The sequence below is a fragment of the Pseudomonas schmalbachii genome, assembly GCF_017589465.1.
Classification (GTDB): domain Bacteria; phylum Pseudomonadota; class Gammaproteobacteria; order Pseudomonadales; family Pseudomonadaceae; genus Pseudomonas; species Pseudomonas schmalbachii.
The window spans coordinates 150693-167931 of sequence record NZ_JAELYA010000006.1 but is presented as its reverse complement, the minus strand read 5'-3'; the positions used below and the strand labels follow the sequence as shown (position 1 = coordinate 167931).

Genomic DNA, 17239 nt, shown 5'->3' with positions numbered 1-17239 from the left:
ACCCATGAAAAAGCCCGGTATCTACCGGGCTTCTTCATATCGCGGTTCGTGGGTCCGACTTACTTGCCGTACACCGGGAACTTGGCGCAGATGGCCTTGACCTTCTCGCGCACGCTGTCCACCACGGACTCGTCGCCCATGTTGGTCAGGATGTCGCAGATCCAGCCGGCCAGTTCGCGGCACTCGGCTTCCTTGAAGCCGCGGGTGGTGACGGCCGGGGTGCCGATGCGCAGGCCGGAGGTGACGAACGGGGAGCGCGGGTCGTTCGGAACCGAGTTCTTGTTCACGGTGATGAAGGCGCGGCCGAGGGCGGCGTCGGCGTCCTTACCGGTGATGTCCTGCTTGATCAGGCTGAGCAGGAACAGGTGGTTCTGGGTACCGCCGGAAACCACGTCGAAGCCGCGCTCGATGAATACGCCGGCCATGGTCTGGGCGTTCTTCAGGACCTGCTGCTGATATTCCTTGAACTCGGGCTGCAGGGCTTCCTTGAAGCACACGGCCTTGGCGGCGATCACGTGCTCCAGCGGGCCGCCCTGGGCGCCCGGGAAGACGGCGGAGTTCAGCTTCTTCTCGATCTCTTCGTTCTTGCGAGCGAGGATCAGGCCGCCGCGCGGGCCGCGCAGGGTCTTGTGGGTGGTGGTGGTGACCACGTCGGCGAACGGAACCGGGTTCGGGTAGACGCCAGCGGCGACCAGGCCGGCCACGTGGGCCATGTCGACGAACAGGTAGGCACCGACCTTGTCGGCGATGGCGCGGAAGCGGGCGAAGTCCAGGACCTGGGAGTAGGCGGAGAAGCCGGCGACGATCATCTTCGGCTTGTGCTCGACAGCCAGGCGCTCGACTTCGTCGTAGTCGATCAGGCCGTTGTCGTCGATGCCGTACTGCACGGCATGGTACAGCTTGCCGGAGGAGCTGACGGCGGCACCGTGGGTCAGGTGGCCGCCGTGGGCCAGGCTCATGCCGAGGATGGTGTCACCGGCATTCAGCAGGGCCAGATAGACGGCGGAGTTGGCCTGGGAGCCGGCGTGCGGCTGGACGTTGGCGTAGTCGGCGCCGAACAGCTGCTTGGCGCGGTCGATGGCCAGCTGCTCGACGATGTCGACGTACTCGCAACCACCGTAGTAGCGCTTGCCCGGATAACCTTCGGCGTACTTGTTGGTCAGCACCGAACCCTGGGCTTCCATCACCGCCGGGCTGGTGTAGTTCTCGGAGGCGATCAGCTCGATGTGCTCTTCCTGGCGCAGGGCTTCCTGCTCCATCGCGGCGAAGAGTTCTGCATCGTAGCGGGCGAGGGTCAAATCACGGCTGAACATGGCGGTCCTCTAAGGATCGGGTGCTGGGAAAAGGCGCGCATTCTAACCCATGCGGGGGTTGATGGCATATGAAAGCCAGTCACGTGGCGGATAAGTGGCGCTCACGAGGCCGGTGGAAAGCGTCCATGGACTTGTGGAGTCCCGTAGGAGCCAGCTTGCTGGCGATCCTCACTTTCCAGCGGATATAGCAGGGCCGGCTGACGCCTTGATCGCCAGCAAGCTGGCTCCTGCAGGGGGACTCACTCCAGCATCAGCAACGCATGGTTGGCGAACAGCGTGGCGAACTGTTCCGCCGGCATCGGCCGGCCGAAGAGGAAGCCCTGTACCTCGTCGCAGCCGTGTTCGCGGAGGAAGTCGAGCTGTTCCTGGCTCTCCACGCCCTCGGCGATCACCATCAGGCTCAGGCTGTGGGCCATGGCGATGATGGCGCGGGCGATCTGGGCGTCCTGTTCGCCGTGGGGCAGGCCGTCGACGAAGGTGCGGTCAATCTTCAGTACGTCGATGGGGAACTGCTTGAGGTAGTTGAGCGAGGAATAGCCGGTGCCGAAGTCGTCCACCGCCACCGCCAGGCCGAGGTGCTTGAGGCGGGACAGGGTATGCATCGCCTGGGACACGTCGCTCATCAGGATGCTTTCGGTCAGTTCGAGCTCCAGGCAGGCCGGCGGCGTGCCGGTTTCTTCCAGGATTCGCGCGATCCGCGTGCCCAGCTGGCCGTCGGCGAACTGGCGGGCGGAGAGGTTCACCGAGATCTTCGGCACCCGCACTTTTTCCCGGTGCCAGACCTTGAGCTGACGGCAGGCCTCGCCGAGCAGCCAGTCGCCGACCTGGGTGATCAGGCCGAGCTCTTCCAGCACCGGAACGAACTCGGAGGGGGTGATCAGCCCGCGGCGCGGGTGCTGCCAGCGCAGCAGGGCCTCGGCGCCGGTCAGGCGGCGGCCGTCGCCGGTGAACTGCGGCTGGTAGTGCAGGACGAATTCGTTCTGCTCGATGGCGCGGCGCAGGTCGCTTTCCAGCTCCAGGCGTTCCAGCGCGCGGGCGTTCATCTCGGCCTGGTAGAACTGGTAGTTGTTCTTGCCCATTTCCTTGGCGTGGTACATCGCCGTGTCGGCGTTCTTCATCAGCTTGTTCAGCTCGGCGCCGTCCTGCGGCGACAGAGCGATGCCGATGCTCGCGGTGACGAAGAACTCGCGGCCCTCCAGGGCGAACGGCCGGGTGAGGCCGGCGAGGATTTTCTCGGCGACCTGGATCGCCCGGTTCAGCGCCTGTTCGCGGCTGCCCTGGCCGGTCAGCAGCAGGGTGAACTCGTCGCCGCCCATGCGCGCCACGGTGTCGTCGTCGCTCACGCACTGGCTCAGGCGCTCGGCCACTTCCTTGAGCATGCGGTCGCCGGCGGCGTGGCCGAGGGAGTCGTTGATCGGCTTGAAGCGGTCGAGGTCTAGGAACATCAGCACCACCCACTGACCGTGCCGTTCGGCATGCTGCAGGGCGGTGTGCAGGCGGTCCTGGAACAGCGTGCGGTTGGGCAGGTGGGTGAGGGCGTCGTAGTAGGCCAGGCGGTGGATGCGCCGTTCGCTGGCCTTACGCTCGCTGATGTCGCTGAAGAAGCAGACGAAGCTGACCAGGTCGCCTTCCTCGTCGTACACCGCGGTGATGCCGACCCAGGACGGATAGAGCCCGCCGCCGCGGCGCTTGAGGAGGATCTCGCCTTCCCAGGTGCCGCTGTCCTGCAGGCTGTCGAGGATGTGCTGGAACTGGTTGCCGCTCTGGGTATCGGCGGTGAGCATGCGCGTCTGCTGGTCGAGCACTTCGCCGGCGGAGTAACCGGTCAGGCGGGTGAACGAGCTGTTGACCTGGACGATGTAGCCGGCCGGGTCGGTGACCATGATCGCCGCCGAGGAATGTTCGAAGACCGTGGCGGACATGCGCATCTCGCGCTCCGCACGGCGTTGCTGGCTGATGTCGCGGGCCACGCCGAGCAGCCCTTCGAAGCGCCCCAGCTCATCCCACATCAGGGCGATGCGCAGCTCCAGCGGGACCTTGCGCCCGTCGGCGCGCAGGCAGTCGATGTGGAACAGGTGCGGATCGCCCGACTCGCGCAGCTCGGCGGCGAGCTGCGGGTTGCCGATGGTGGCGCGGGCCTGGCTGAGCAGCGCATACAGGCGGTCGAGCTGTTCCGGGTTGGTGACGATATGCTGGAAACCGTGCTGCAGCGCCCATTCCGGGCTGTAGCCGAGGTTCTGTTGCAGCGACGGGCTGATGTAGTTGAGGTTCAGCCGACCGTCGGTGGAGAAGATCACGTCGCTGATGCTTTCCGCCAGCAGCCGGTAGCGGCGGTTGCTCTCGTGCAGCGATTCGTGTCCTTCGACGGTTTCGGTGATGTCCTTGACGGTCACCAGCACCCGGGCCACACGCCCGTCGGCATCGCGGCCGAATGCCTGCTCGCGGAAGTCCAGCCAGCGCCAGCTGCCGTCGCGGTGGCGCCAGCGGGTCTGGCTTTCCAGCAGCAGGTTGTCGCCCATCACCTGGCGCAGGTTGCCGAGGCGCCACCAGTATTCCCGCTCGTCGGGGTGGATCAGCTTTTTCCAGTACTGCTCGCCCATCTGCTGGATTTCGGCGCTGCTGTAGCCGAGCTTGCCGCCCAGGCTGTGATTGCTGAACAGCACCTTCTGGCTGACCAGGTCCTGGATGTAGAGGGTGTCCGGCACCGCCTGCACCACTTCCGACCAGAAGCGTTCGCGCTCCAGCAGGGAAAGCTCCATCTGCTTGCGCTGGGTGATGTCGGAGAGGCTGAGGGTGACCGAGGAGAGTTCCTCGCGGCTGTCCGGGATGCGCAGTTGCACCCAGACATGGCGCCTCTCGCCCTGCGGCGTGCGGATCATGGTTTCCGTGGCGACTGTTCCCTGACCGTCCAGCACGGCGGCGATGACCTTGGCGCGTACGCCGCCGGGACGCATGCCGGGGCCGCCGATCAGTTGCTGCCAGGCCTGTTCGGCCGAGGTGACGCCAAGCAGCTGGCGGGCGACGCTGTTGATTTCGACGACGCGGATCTTGCGCAGCAACCACTCCTGCCGTTCCGCTTTCGCGGCCAGCCAGGGCTGCAGGTCGTCGGCGGTATGCAGGCCCTGTTCCTGCAGGCTTTCCCGCAGGTCGGCGAGGTCGACGACGCAGAGTGCGATGCCGGCGTCCTCGAAGGTTTCCCGATAGCGTCGGCGGGCCTGTTCGGCAAGCCGCCGGCTCTGCGCCTCGGCGCTGGAGGAGTGGCTCAGCTCGCGCAGCCGTTGCAGGCGGAAGAGCGCAACGCAGGCGATGCCGCCGGCGAGCATGTAGAGCAGCAGCTCGCCGGCCAGGCGCGGCAGTATGGCGAGGTACAGCCGGCCATTGTCGAACAGCGGGAGCAGTTGCCAGTCGGAGTTTTCGATGGGCAGGCCGGTCAGGCCCAGCGCCTGTTCGCGCGGGGTCGCGGCGCTGAGCGGGGCGTTGGCGGCGCCGCTGGCGCGCGTGAGCACCTTGTTGCGCTCCCGATCTTCCAGCAGCCAGTTCGTGGTGGAACCGGAACTCAATGTTCTTTCCCAGTTCGCGCGTACGGCCGCCCCGGATAAGCGCAGGACGACATCGCCGTTGCCGTCAGGCCGGTGCAGCAGGAGGTAGAACAGCCCGCCGCCGTCCTCGCTGAAGGCGTAGCGATAGGGCTGGCCGGCCGTGCGCCGCAGCATGCCGTCGATGAACTCCTGGTCGCGGATGGCGGTGTCGCCGTCCGGCAGGCGCTGGCCGTTGCTGTCCAGCCGGGACAGGCTGTGCAGGGCGGGGTAGATGCTCTGCAGGCTGCCGCGCAGATCCGTAGGTTGCCCATCCATGCCGGCGGCGTGGAGGTCGTGCTGCTCGACCAGCGCCTGCGCGGCCTGGGCCTTGAGTTTCAGGGACAGCGACAGGTGCTGCGCCAACTGCCTGGCGTGCAGGGTGGTGCGCTCGCGCTCGATGCGCTCCTGGGTGCGGAACTCATCCTGCAAATGCCAGAACAACAGTCCGCCCACCAGCAGGATGAGTACCCAGATGGTGCTCTTGTGGGCCAGCCTGCCTTTGGTGGCCGGATGGGCCGGTGAGTGGCGCGTGTGTTCGGACAAGGGCGGGCTGCCTGGAAGCGAAGGGTGAGAGTTTTCCTACGATTAGGATGCCCGGAAGCGCGGCTAAGTGCCAGTAGATCGACGAGCGTGGTTTGCCCTTCCGCCCCCATTCCGGTAGCTTTGCCGCACGCGCGTGGATGTACTGCCACGCCTTGCTTTCACGACGGGCTCCAGCAGGCCGATCGTGCCCACCGCCAGGGCAATCGACCGCCTCCGCCGCCTCGGCCGGAATGCCGCGAGTCTCCCGGCAGCAGCCCGGCGTCTTTCAAGTCACTTTTCATCCCAGAAGTCAGGTATCCATGGCTCAATACGTCTATACCATGCACCGGGTCGGCAAGATCGTTCCGCCCAAGCGTGAAATCCTCAAGAACATTTCCCTGTCGTTCTTCCCTGGCGCGAAGATCGGCGTGCTCGGCCTGAACGGCGCGGGTAAATCCACCCTGCTGCGCATCATGGCCGGCGTCGACACCGAGATCGAGGGCGAAGCCCGCCCGATGCCGGGCATCAACGTAGGCTACCTGCCGCAGGAACCGAAGCTCGACCCGCAGGCTACCGTTCGCGATATCGTCGAAGAAGCCGTCGGCCAGATCAAACAGGCCCAGGCCCGCCTGGACGAGGTCTATGCCGCCTACGCCGAGCCGGATGCCGACTTCGACGCGCTGGCCGCCGAACAGGCCAAGCTGGAAGCCATCCTCCAGGCTTCCGACGGCCACAACCTGGAGCGCCAGCTGGAAGTTGCCGCCGACGCGCTGCGCCTGCCGCCGTGGGACGCGAAGATCGAACACCTCTCCGGTGGCGAGAAGCGCCGCGTGGCGCTGTGCCGCCTGCTGCTGTCCGCGCCGGACATGCTGCTGCTGGACGAACCGACCAACCACCTGGATGCCGACTCCGTCGCCTGGCTGGAACACTTCCTCCACGACTTCCCGGGCACCGTGGTGGCGATCACCCACGACCGCTACTTCCTCGACAACGTCGCCGGCTGGATTCTCGAACTCGACCGCGGCCAGGGCATCCCGTTCGAAGGCAACTACTCCGGCTGGCTGGAATCCAAGGCCAGCCGCCTGGCCCAGGAAGCCAAGCAGGAAGCCTCCCATGCCAAGGCCATGAAGGCCGAGCTGGAGTGGGTCCGCCAGGGCGCCAAGGGCCGCCAGGCCAAGTCCAAGGCCCGCCTGCAACGCTTCGAGGAACTGCAATCGCAGGAATTCCAGAAGCGCAGCGAAACCAACGAGATCTACATCCCGGCCGGTCCGCGCCTGGGCGACAAGGTCATCGAGTTCAACAACGTCTGCAAGGGCTACGGCGACCGCGTACTGATCGACAACCTGTCGTTCAGCGTGCCGAAGGGCGCCATCGTCGGCGTGATCGGCGGTAACGGCGCCGGTAAATCGACCCTGTTCCGCATGATCACCGGCAAGGAACAACCGGACTCCGGCACCATCGAGATCGGCGATACCGTGCAGATCGGCAGCGTCGACCAGAGCCGCGACAGCCTGGAAGGCAACAAGACCGTGTGGGAGCAGGTTTCCGACGGCTTCGACATGATCAAGGTCGGCAACTACGAGGTGCCGTCGCGTGGCTACGTCGGCCGCTTCAACTTCAAGGGCGGCGACCAGCAGAAGTTCGTCAAGGACCTCTCCGGCGGTGAGCGCGGCCGCCTGCACCTGGCGCTGACCCTGAAGCAGGGCGCCAACGTGCTGCTGCTCGACGAACCGTCCAACGACCTCGACGTGGAAACTCTGCGCGCCCTTGAAGAAGCGCTGCTGGACTTCCCCGGCGCCGCCATCGTGATTTCCCACGATCGCTGGTTCCTCGACCGGATCGCCACCCACATCCTCTCCTACGAGGACGATGGCCAGGTGACCTTCTTCGAAGGCAACTACACCGAGTTCGAGGCGGACCGCAAGAAACGCCTGGGTGACGCAGCTTCCCAGCCGCACCGCGTGCGCTACAAGAAGCTGGCGTAACTGCCGAACGACGAGAAACGGGGCCTGCGGGCCCCGTTTTTCATTGTGTCCGGTGCATCGGATTGGGGCGTTCGTTAACGGGAGATTCCCACCAGATCGGTGCGAATTTACATTTTTGCACCAAAAACTTTCATCAAAACGACAGGTCGCACTATCTAGGTGCATTTCCGATTGGTAAAGTCTCCGGCCCAAAAGCATTACTTAAAATCAGAAAGTACCGGTGAAGACATGATCCAATCAGTTGACTCCTTCCTCGAAGGTCTGAAGCGGCGCGACCCCGATCAGCCCGAGTTCCATCAAGCAGTGGAAGAGGTACTGCGCAGTCTGTGGCCGTTCCTGGAGGCCAACCCGCGCTACCTCGAAGCCGGCCTCATCGACCGTATCGTCGAACCCGAACGCGCCATCCTGTTCCGCGTACCGTGGGTCGACGACAAGGGCCGGGTGCACGTCAACCGTGGCTTCCGCGTACAAATGAGCAGCGCCATCGGCCCGTACAAGGGCGGCCTGCGCTTCCACCCGTCGGTGAACCTCGGCGTACTGAAGTTCCTCGCCTTCGAGCAGGTGTTCAAGAACTCGCTGACCTCGCTGCCCATGGGCGGCGGCAAGGGCGGGTCGGACTTCGATCCGAAGGGCAAGAGCGACGCCGAAGTGATGCGCTTCTGCCAGTCGTTCATGAGCGAGCTGTACCGCCACGTGGGCGCCGACCTGGACGTGCCGGCCGGTGACATCGGCGTCGGCGGTCGCGAGATCGGCTACCTGTTCGGCCAGTACAAGCGCCTGGCCAACGAGTTCACCTCGGTGCTCACCGGCAAGGGCCTGACCTACGGCGGCAGCCTGATCCGTCCGGAAGCCACCGGCTACGGCTGCGTGTACTTTGCCCAGGAAATGCTCAAGCGCAGCGGCCAGGACTTCGACGGCAAGCGCGTGACCATCTCCGGTTCCGGCAACGTCGCGCAGTACGCCGCGCAGAAGGTCATGGAGCTGGGCGGCAAGGTGATCTCGATGTCCGACTCGGAAGGCACCCTGTATGCCGAAGCCGGCCTGACCGTCGAGCAGTGGGACTACCTGATGGACCTGAAGAACGTTCGTCGCGGCCGCATCAGCGAGATGGCCGCCCACTTCGGCCTGGAATTCCGCACCGGCCAGCGTCCGTGGCACCTGCCGTGCGACATCGCCCTGCCGTGCGCCACGCAGAACGAACTGGACGCCGAAGACGCCCGCACCCTGCTGAAGAACGGCTGCATCTGCGTCGCCGAAGGCGCCAACATGCCGTCGACCCTGGAAGCCGTGGACCTGTTCATCGAAGCGGGCATCTACTACGCGCCGGGCAAGGCGTCCAACGCCGGCGGCGTGGCCACCAGCGGCCTGGAAATGAGCCAGAACGCCATGCGCCTGCACTGGACCGCCGGCGAAGTGGACCAGCGTCTGCACAGCATCATGCAGAACATCCACCATGCCTGCGTGCACTACGGCGAGGAAAACGGCCGCATCAACTACGTCAAGGGCGCCAACATCGCCGGCTTCGTGAAAGTCGCCGACGCCATGCTGGCCCAGGGCGTGGTCTGATCCAGCCCAGCCGCTGAACGAGAAAGGGCCGCGATGCGGCCCTTTTTCATTGCTGCGGATTCATTCCGGCAGCGGCGTCTTGTCCGAACTCGGCGGCAGGATCGGCAGTTCCACCTTCGGCTGCCTGCCGGTCAGGGTGTGCAGGAAGTCGGTAATGCTCGCCACCTCCTGTTCGTTGAGCTCCTTGCCGAGCTGGCTGGTGCCCATGATCGCCACGGCCTCCTTCAGGTCCCACACCTGGCCGCTGTGGAAGTAGGGCGCGGTCAGCGCCACGTTGCGCAACGGCGCGGCGCGGAACACGTACTCGTCGCTCACCGTCTTGGTCACCGCGAAGCGGCCCTTGTCGCCCTTGGGCAGTACGTCGGCGCCGGGCTTCTGCATCAGGCCGAAGGGGAAGTAGGCCTGGCCGCCGACGTTCACCCCGTTGTGGCAGGCGGCGCAGCCGCTGCTGATGAACAGTTCGAGGCCTTTCTTCTGTTCCGCCGTGAGGGCGTTGTCGTCGCCCTTGAGATAGCGGTCGAAAGGCGCGTCCGGCGTGGTCAGGGTGACCTCGAAGGCTTCCAGCGCCAGGGCCATGTTGTCGAAGCTGACCGCCTTGTCCTTGTCCGCCTTGGGGAAGGCCTTGCGGAACGACTCGACGTATTCGGGGATGCTGTTCAGTGTCTTGACCACCCGGTCCGGCGTGTTGCTCATCTCCACGCTGGCCTGCACCGGCCCCTTGGCCTGGGCCTGCAGGTCCTCGGCGCGGCCGTCCCAGAATTGCGCGACGTTGAACACCGAGTTGAGCACCGTCGGCGAGTTTCGCGGGCCTTTCTGCCAGCCGTGGCCGATGGAAGTGGGAATGTTGTCGGCGCCGCCGGTGCCGAGGTTGTGGCAGCTGTTGCAACTGATGATGTGGCTGAGCGACAGGCGCGGATCGAAGAACAGTTGCTTGCCGAGCTCCTGCTGCTCGGCGCTGATGGGGTGGCCGCGGACTTCAGTGACATTGTCGGGGATCGGCTTGAACATCGTGTTCGCCTGGTCGCGCAAAGCGTCGGCGTGGACCTGGGATATGCAGCCGAAAAGCAGCAGGCCGCCGAGCGGCAGCAGGTGTGTGGGATGCATGGCATTTCTCCTTGTCGGGCTAATCGCCTTGGAGAGAGCGGGCTCCGAGGGCACATCCAACTCTAGACGAAGCGAACCGGCCGCCCCGGCTACCAATCGCCGCATGCATTCCCCGTGGGATGGTCGCTCTTCTGTAGGAGGCCGGGGTTTCCGTCAGGAGTAGGGTGGATGGCGCTTTTCCATCCACCTTCGCTGCCGGGCAGAAGCGTGGTTGGTGGATCGATGAAGCGTGATCCACCCTACGTTCGATCTGGCATCAGCCCTTCACGCAAACCACCTGGCGCAGGGTGTGCACCACCTCGACCAGCTCGTTCTGCGCCTGCATCACCCGTTCGATGTCCTTGTAGGCCATCGGGATCTCGTCGATCACGTCTTTGTCCTTGCGGCATTCCACATGGGCGGTGGCGCGGACCTGGTCTTCCACGCTGAAGCGCTTCTTCGCCTGGGTGCGGCTCATCACGCGGCCGGCGCCGTGGCTGCAGGAGCAGAACGATTCCTCGTTGCCGAGGCCGCGGACGATGAAGCTCTTCGCCCCCATGGAGCCGGGGATGATGCCCAGCTCGCCCTTCTGCGCCGACACTGCGCCCTTGCGGGTGACCAGCACCTCGCGGCCGAAGTGGCGCTCCTTCTGCACATAGTTGTGGTGGCAGTTCACTGCCTCCAGGCTGGCTTCGAACGGCTTGCGGATGATCTTGCGTGCGGCGGCGATCACCGCCTGCATCATCAGCGCGCGGTTCTGCCGGGCGAAGTCCTGGGCCCAGCCGACGGCCTCCACGTAGTCGTCGAAATGCCGGCTGCCTTCCTCGAAGTAGGCGAGGTCGCGGTCCGGCAGGTTGGCGATGTGCTGGCGCATGTCGTTCTGCGCCAGTTCGATGAACAGGCAGCCGATGGCGTTGCCCACCCCGCGCGAGCCGCTGTGCAGCATGAACCAGACGCGGTTGGCCTCGTCCAGGCAGACCTCGATGAAGTGGTTGCCGGTGCCGAGGGTGCCGAGGTGGTGGCGGTTGTTGGTCTTTTCCAGGCGCGGGTACTTGTTGGTGATCGCCATGAAGCGGCGGGACAGCGACTTCCACGCCTGGTCGGCGGCGTCCGGCACGTCATCCCAGGCGCCCTGGTCGCGGCGGCCGAAGGTCTTGCCGTGCGGCACGGCCTTCTCGATGGCGCTGCGCAGGCCGTGCAGGTTGTCCGGCAGGTCGCTGGCGATCAGCGAGGTGCGCGCGGCGATCATGCCGCAGCCGATGTCGACGCCGACGGCCGCCGGGATGATCGCGCCGACCGTGGGGATCACACTGCCAATGGTCGAGCCCTTGCCCAGGTGCACGTCCGGCATCACCGCCAGATGCTTGAAGATGAACGGCATCTTCGCCGTGTTGATCAGTTGCTGGCGGGCTTCGTCTTCCACCGGCACGCCCTGGGTCCAGAGTTTGACCGGTTTGCCGCCGGGGACGTCGAGAATGGTTGGGCCGGACATGCTGCGCTTCCAGCCCGCCGCGCGCGGGCGGGCATCGTCAGGGAGATCAGTAATGGTACCAGCGCAGTTCGAGCATGACTTCGTTGATCGGACTGGCGAACTGGCTGAATTCCCTTTGCGCGGACAGGCGCAGGCCGAGATTGCGCCCGAGTTCGACCTGCTGGCCGAAGTTCAGGCTGCGGCGCACCTCGCCGTTGTGGAAGTAGTCGCCCTTGGCTTCGAGGGTCAGGTTGCCGAGGCCGTTGCGCCAGAGCAGGCCGCCATCGAAGCCCAGCGCCGGGGCGATGGTGGCGGCGAAGTCCTGGTTGTTCTCGATGCGCGCGGTGCCCAGGGCGAAGACCTGCAGGTCTTCGGTGAGCTTCCAGCTGCCGCCGGCGCCGCCGTTCACATGGTGGACAAGGGTGTCGTGGCCGTCGTCGCTGTCCTTGCCCATGACCCGTTCCCAACCCCAGGAAACCTGCCAGGACAGCGGCTGTAGCAGCTCGTTGCGCGGCGTCAGCGAGCGGATGGTGACCAGATCGAGCTGCTGCAACTGCCACTGGTTGCTCTCGTACTGGCGCAGCTTGAGCTGGCCGATCTCGATCTGCGCGCCGAGCGGGAAGCCGTAGGCGTTGTCGTCGAGGTCGTGGTAGGCCATGCGCAGGCCGTACTCGGCGAAGGCCTGGTCGTCGCGGCTGCCGAGGCCGAGCTGCCAGGTGCGCGACTGGTGGCCGTCCTCGGGCTGGCCGGGGCGCTCGATCTGCATCGGCGGCGGCGGGTTGCGGTTGATCGCGCGGAGCAGGTTGTAGCTGCGCGAGGCGATGTTGCTGTCGCGCTCCTGGCCGGTGGCGCGGTAGCGCACCAGGCGGAATGCGGTGTCCTGTACCAGCGCCTGGCGGTCGGGCGGCAGTGCCTTGAATTCGGCGCTGTCGAGCAGGCTGTCGTCGTCGGCCAGACGGCGCGCCAGGCGCTGTTCGGAATGGTCGAGCGGGGCGCCACGAGCCAGCAGTTCCCGTTCCCGCGAAGGGCGGTAGTCGACGCGATCGATCAGCCCGGCGTTCTTCACCGCCCGCACCGTATCGGTGGGGATCGCGGTGATCGGGAAATCATCGGTCAGCTCGATGCCGGAACGGGCGATTTCCAGCAGTTCGAGCAGGCGGAACGAGCAGTTCTCGTCGAAGAAGAAGTACTTGAAGCGGATCTGCTTCAGCTCCCAGACGTGCTCGACCATGCGCCCGGTTTCCTCGGGCGTCAGGTTAAGCCGGTATTCCCACAGGTCGCGGTTCTCTAGGCGGCTGTACTCGGAGAGCTTCTCGCGGTAGGGAACCAGCGCGAACAGGCCGGGATATCCGCCCATCAGGCCCTTCCAGGCATAGAGGATGCTGTTGTCCATGCCTTCGATGAAAGCGCCGAAGTTCAGCGCGTAGCTGAGCAGGGCGGTGTTGTTCGAGTCGACATCCTGCTGGTCGATGCGCAGCAGGGTGTGGCCGAACATCGACGACGGGCTGTTCAGGTAGGCGGCGGGGAACACCAGCACGGCGCTGTGCGGGTTGATGTCGTTGTACCAGGTGCGGAATTCCTGGCACTCCACTTTCGGCAGGTCGTCGAGCTGCAACTGATCGCGCAGCCAGCGCGTGCGTGCCGGGTAGACGCACTGGGCATGCTTGTCGCCGAGGCTCGCCGGGGCGTAGAGCGCCTCCACGGTGGCCGCCAGTTCGGCATCCGGATGCCGGGCGCCATCCTCCTTTGACAGGAAGAAATCCTCGTCATCGACGAAGCTGCGCCAGCCGCCGAGCTTGGCGTGCTCGTAATGGCCGAGGGCGATCCAGTACGGCTGCGCCGCCAGCGCCTGGATTTTCTCGGTGCTGATCTGCGGTGCGGCGTATGAGGTGGCACAGGCGCACAGCGCCATCCAGGGCAACAGGCGTTTGGGCATCGGGATGACTTGATGAGTGAAGGAAAAAGCCCGCCGGGTTGGCGGGCTAACGGGTCAGGCCTGTTCTGCGTACTTGGCCAGACGGGCATCCTGCTTCAGGACTGCCTGGGTATTGGCATACACGTCCGCCGCGGTGACGTCGGACTTGTCGAAGATCTGCGCGAAGTGCGCCTGGGTGACCTCGGCGAAGTGCGCGCGGTCTTCCGGTTGCACGCCGAGCACCACGGCGTAGGTGGTGAGCGCTTCGCCATTGCCCTTGGCCATGTCCTCGGAGAGTTCGTCCATGATGCTGCTGAGGATGATCATCGGCTTGCCGCCGTAGGTCAGCGCACCGTTGGTGTGGCAGCCGTTGGTGCCGGTGGTCATGCCGAAGGTGTTGTTGCCGGAGCTGCCGTTGGTGGTGGCGGCGAGTACGTGGGTGGCGACGCCGCGCTGACCCTTGAACAGCATGTTGCCCCAGCCACAGCCGTCGCTGCCGGGGGCGGCGGCGAATGCACCTGCGGATGCGGAGGCGAGGAGGGTAGCGAGCAGAATCCTTTTCATCGTCGTGTCTCTCTTTCCTGGTCCAGGGGCCATAATTGATTGGAAGACAGCGTATGGCGCCCGCCAGAGCTTTTCGGAATGCCTTGAGGGTGTCAAGGCGCGATGCTTGGCCGAGGCCGCACAGGCCATCGCCTCTGCAACCGGGCAGGGGGCTGTTGATTGATATCAGCAGCGATTCGCTTGGAACCAGCCAGACTAAGAACAGTTCCTTTATTCGTGGAGGGCTTTCATGTCCGCTTTCGATCCTCGTGCCGCGCTGGATGCGCTGGCTGCCGAATATTCCCAGCGTGCGGAAGCGATCCGCCGTGACCTCGGGCGAACCCACTCGCCGGACTTTGCCGAACAGGCGCAGCAGCGGCAGAACGACGATGTGCTGCGGGCGCTGCTGGCCGAGGCGGAGGCGGGCATGCGCCTGGTCGGGCTGGCCCGTCTGCGCCTGGCCGATGGCAACTACGGTTACTGCGAGCGCTGCGGCGAGGAGATCGAAAGCAGGCGCCTGCAGGCCCTGCCGGCGGCCGAGTACTGCCTGCGCTGCGCCGATCTGCAGAAGTGAGTCCGTGCACGGGCGGATCGCCTTGCCAGTGGTGTTCGGGCGGCGCGAGAATGCGGGCAACTCTCCGCGGCGTCGCGCCGCTCGATGCAAGGACTCCCGATGCCCGATCCCGTTGCCGCCGGCCTGCGCCTGGCGCCCGATGAACTGACCCGTCCCTTCTCCCCCGACCAGTTCCCCTTCGCCAACACCGACGAACTGGAGCCGTTCCTTGGCGTGCTCGGCCAGGAACGTGCCGTCGAGGCCCTGCAATTCGGCGTGGCGATGCCGCGCCCTGGCTACAACGTATTCGTCATGGGCGAGCCGGGCACCGGCCGCTTCTCCTTCGTCCAGCGCTACCTGAAAGCCGAGGGCAAGCGCCTGGTCACGCCGGCCGACTGGGTCTACGTCAACAACTTCGACGAATCGCGCGAGCCGAAGGCCATCGAGCTGCCGCCGGGCAGCGCGGCGGATTTCGGTACGGATATCGATCATCTGATCGACAACCTGCTCTCCACCTTCCCCTCGGTGTTCGAGAACCCGGCCTACCAGCAGAAGAAGAGCGCCATCGACCGCGCCTTCAACCAGCGCTACGACAAGGCCCTGGACGCCATCGAACGGCGCGCCTTGGAGAAGGAAGTGGCGCTGTACCGCGATAGCGCGAACATCGCCTTCACCCCGATGAAGGACGGCAAGGCGCTCGACGAGGCCGAGTTCGCCCAGTTGCCGGAAGCCGAGCGCGAGCGTTTCCATGTCGATATCGCCGACCTGGAGGAGCAGCTCAACGAGGAGCTGGTCGGCCTGCCGCAGTGGAAACGCGAGTCGAGCAACCAGCTGCGCCAGCTCAACGAGGAAACCATCACCCTGGCGCTGCAGCCGCTGCTGGCGCCGCTGGTGGAGAAGTACAACAACAACTCCGGGGTCAGCGCCTACCTGCAGGCGATGCAGCTCAACCTGCTGAAGACCATCGTCGATCAACTGGTCGACGAGAACCGCACCGACCCGCAGCGCAAGCAGATGCTGATGGAGCAGTACGCGCCGAACCAGGTGATCGGTCACCACACCACCAGTGGCGCGCCGGTGGTGTTCGAGTCGCACCCGACCTACGACAACCTGTTCGGCCGCATCGAATACGCCTCCGACCAGGGCGCCCTGTACACCAGCTACCGGCAGCTGCGCCCGGGGGCGCTGCATCGCGCCAACGGCGGCTTCCTCGTGCTGGAAGCGGAGAAGATGCTCGGCGAGCCCTTCGTCTGGGATGCGCTCAAGCGCGCCCTGCAGTCGCGCCAGCTGAAGATGGAATCGCCGCTCGCCGAACTGGGCCGTCTGGCGGCGATGACCCTGACCCCGCAGGTGATCCCGCTGCACCTCAAGGTGATCATCATCGGCTCGCGGCAGGTCTACTACACGCTGCAGGACCTCGATCCGGACTTCCAGGAAATGTTCCGCGTGCTGGTGGACTTCGACGAGGACATCCCGCTGGCCGACGACAGCCTGGAGCAGTTCTCCCAGTTGCTGAAGACGCGCACCTCGGAAGAGGGCCTGGCGCCGCTGACCTCCGCCGCCGTGGCGCGCCTGGCGACCTACAGCGCGCGCCTGGCCGAGCACCAGGGGCGGCTGTCGGCGCGGATCAGCGACCTGTTCCAACTGGTCAGCGAAGCCGACTTCATCCGCCACCTGGCCAGCGAGAAGGTCACCGACCTCGGCCATATCGAGCGCGCCCTGAAGGCCAAGGAAACCCGCACCGGCCGGGTTTCCGGGCGGATTCTCGACGACATGCTCGCCGGCACCATCCTGATCGACACCGAAGGCGCGGCCGTCGGCAAGTGCAACGGCCTGACGGTGCTGGAAGTGGGCGATTCCGCCTTTGGCGTACCGGCGCGGATTTCCGCCACCGTGTACCCGGGCGGCAGCGGTATCGTCGATATCGAACGCGAAGTCAGCCTCGGCCAGCCGATCCACTCCAAGGGCGTGATGATCCTCACCGGCTACCTCGGCAGTCGCTACGCCCAGGAATTCCCGCTGGAGATTTCCGCGAGCATCGCCCTGGAGCAGTCCTACGGCTATGTCGACGGCGACAGCGCCTCGCTGGGCGAGGTCTGCACGCTGATTTCGGCTCTGTCGCGCATCCCGCTGCGGCAATGCTTCGCCATCACCGGCTCGATCAACCAGTTCGGCGAGGTGCAGGCGGTCGGCGGGGTCAACGAGAAGATCGAAGGCTTCTTCCGCCTCTGCGAAGCGCGCGGCCTGACCGGCGAGCAGGGGGTGATCATCCCGCACGCCAACATCTCCAACCTGATGCTCGACGAGCGCGTGCTGCAGGCCGTGCGCAACGGGCAGTTCCATGTCTACGCCGTGCGCTACGTGGACGAGGCGCTGAGCCTGCTGGTCGGACAGCCGGCGGGCGCGCCGGACGAGAAGGGCAACTTCCCGGCCGGCAGCGTGAATGCGCGGGTGGTCGAGCGCCTCAAGGAAATCTCCGAGATGGGCATGGACGAGGAAGAGAAGGAAAAGCCGGCGAAGGAAGTCGCCAGCAAGACGGCCAAGAGCGAAAAGGCGCCGGTGGAGAAGGAGCGGGCGCGGAAGAAGAAGGACGCGGACTGACCCTCAGGGCTCGCGGGTGGCTGGCTGGTCCTTGAACGGTGCCCTGCCAGCCGCCTGCAGTGCGTCCCGCGAGACGGCGTCCACAGGGTTATCCACAGGCGCTCGGGAT

General features: G+C 65.5%; 10 protein-coding genes. 4 read left to right on the top strand and 6 right to left on the bottom strand.

What is annotated here, in order from left to right:
* Nucleotides 1-59: 59 nt before the first annotated feature.
* A complete protein-coding gene (glyA, locus tag JFY56_RS16325; RefSeq protein ID WP_208314893.1) occupies nt 60-1313 on the bottom strand; it encodes a serine hydroxymethyltransferase in 1254 nt (417 codons plus the stop codon).
* A 239-nt stretch (nt 1314-1552) separates the two neighbouring features.
* A complete protein-coding gene (locus JFY56_RS16320) occupies nt 1553-5434 on the bottom strand; it encodes a sensor domain-containing protein (RefSeq protein WP_456239178.1) in 3882 nt (1293 codons plus the stop codon).
* Nucleotides 5435-5733: 299 nt separating this feature from the next.
* Between JFY56_RS16320 and ettA the strand changes: the two genes are divergently transcribed.
* On the top strand, nt 5734-7398 hold the full coding sequence (gene ettA, locus JFY56_RS16315) for an energy-dependent translational throttle protein EttA (protein ID WP_208314892.1): 1665 nt from the start codon (nt 5734-5736) through the stop codon (nt 7396-7398).
* A gap of 228 nt (nt 7399-7626) precedes the next feature.
* On the top strand, nt 7627-8964 hold the full coding sequence (gene gdhA, locus JFY56_RS16310) for an NADP-specific glutamate dehydrogenase (RefSeq protein WP_208314891.1): 1338 nt from the start codon (nt 7627-7629) through the stop codon (nt 8962-8964).
* 60 nt (nt 8965-9024) lie between these two features.
* On the opposite strand, the gene JFY56_RS16305 is transcribed toward gdhA, so the two are convergent.
* The 4 genes from JFY56_RS16305 to JFY56_RS16290 form a co-directional block, all read right to left on the bottom strand.
* A complete protein-coding gene (locus JFY56_RS16305; RefSeq protein ID WP_208314890.1) occupies nt 9025-10068 on the bottom strand; it encodes a cytochrome-c peroxidase in 1044 nt (347 codons plus the stop codon).
* A gap of 256 nt (nt 10069-10324) precedes the next feature.
* Nucleotides 10325-11539, bottom strand: coding sequence for an RtcB family protein (locus JFY56_RS16300; RefSeq protein ID WP_208314889.1), 1215 nt, complete (start codon nt 11537-11539; stop codon nt 10325-10327).
* A 46-nt stretch (nt 11540-11585) separates the two neighbouring features.
* The gene (locus JFY56_RS16295) at nt 11586-13454 is read right to left on the bottom strand and encodes an Lnb N-terminal periplasmic domain-containing protein (protein ID WP_208314888.1); all 1869 of its coding nucleotides are present in this window, start codon (nt 13452-13454) and stop codon (nt 11586-11588) included.
* 54 nt (nt 13455-13508) lie between these two features.
* The gene (locus JFY56_RS16290) at nt 13509-13997 is read right to left on the bottom strand and encodes a DUF3015 domain-containing protein (protein WP_208314887.1); all 489 of its coding nucleotides are present in this window, start codon (nt 13995-13997) and stop codon (nt 13509-13511) included.
* Between the two features lie 229 nt (nt 13998-14226).
* Between JFY56_RS16290 and JFY56_RS16285 the strand changes: the two genes are divergently transcribed.
* Both JFY56_RS16285 and JFY56_RS16280 read left to right on the top strand, forming a co-directional pair.
* Complete coding sequence (locus JFY56_RS16285; protein WP_208314886.1) at nt 14227-14550, top strand: TraR/DksA family transcriptional regulator; 324 nt, start codon at nt 14227-14229, stop codon at nt 14548-14550.
* 99 nt (nt 14551-14649) lie between these two features.
* Nucleotides 14650-17130 carry a Lon protease family protein gene (locus JFY56_RS16280; RefSeq protein WP_208314885.1) on the top strand — a complete coding sequence of 827 codons (2481 nt, stop codon included), beginning with the start codon at nt 14650-14652 and terminating at the stop codon, nt 17128-17130.
* Nucleotides 17131-17239 lie beyond the last annotated feature (109 nt).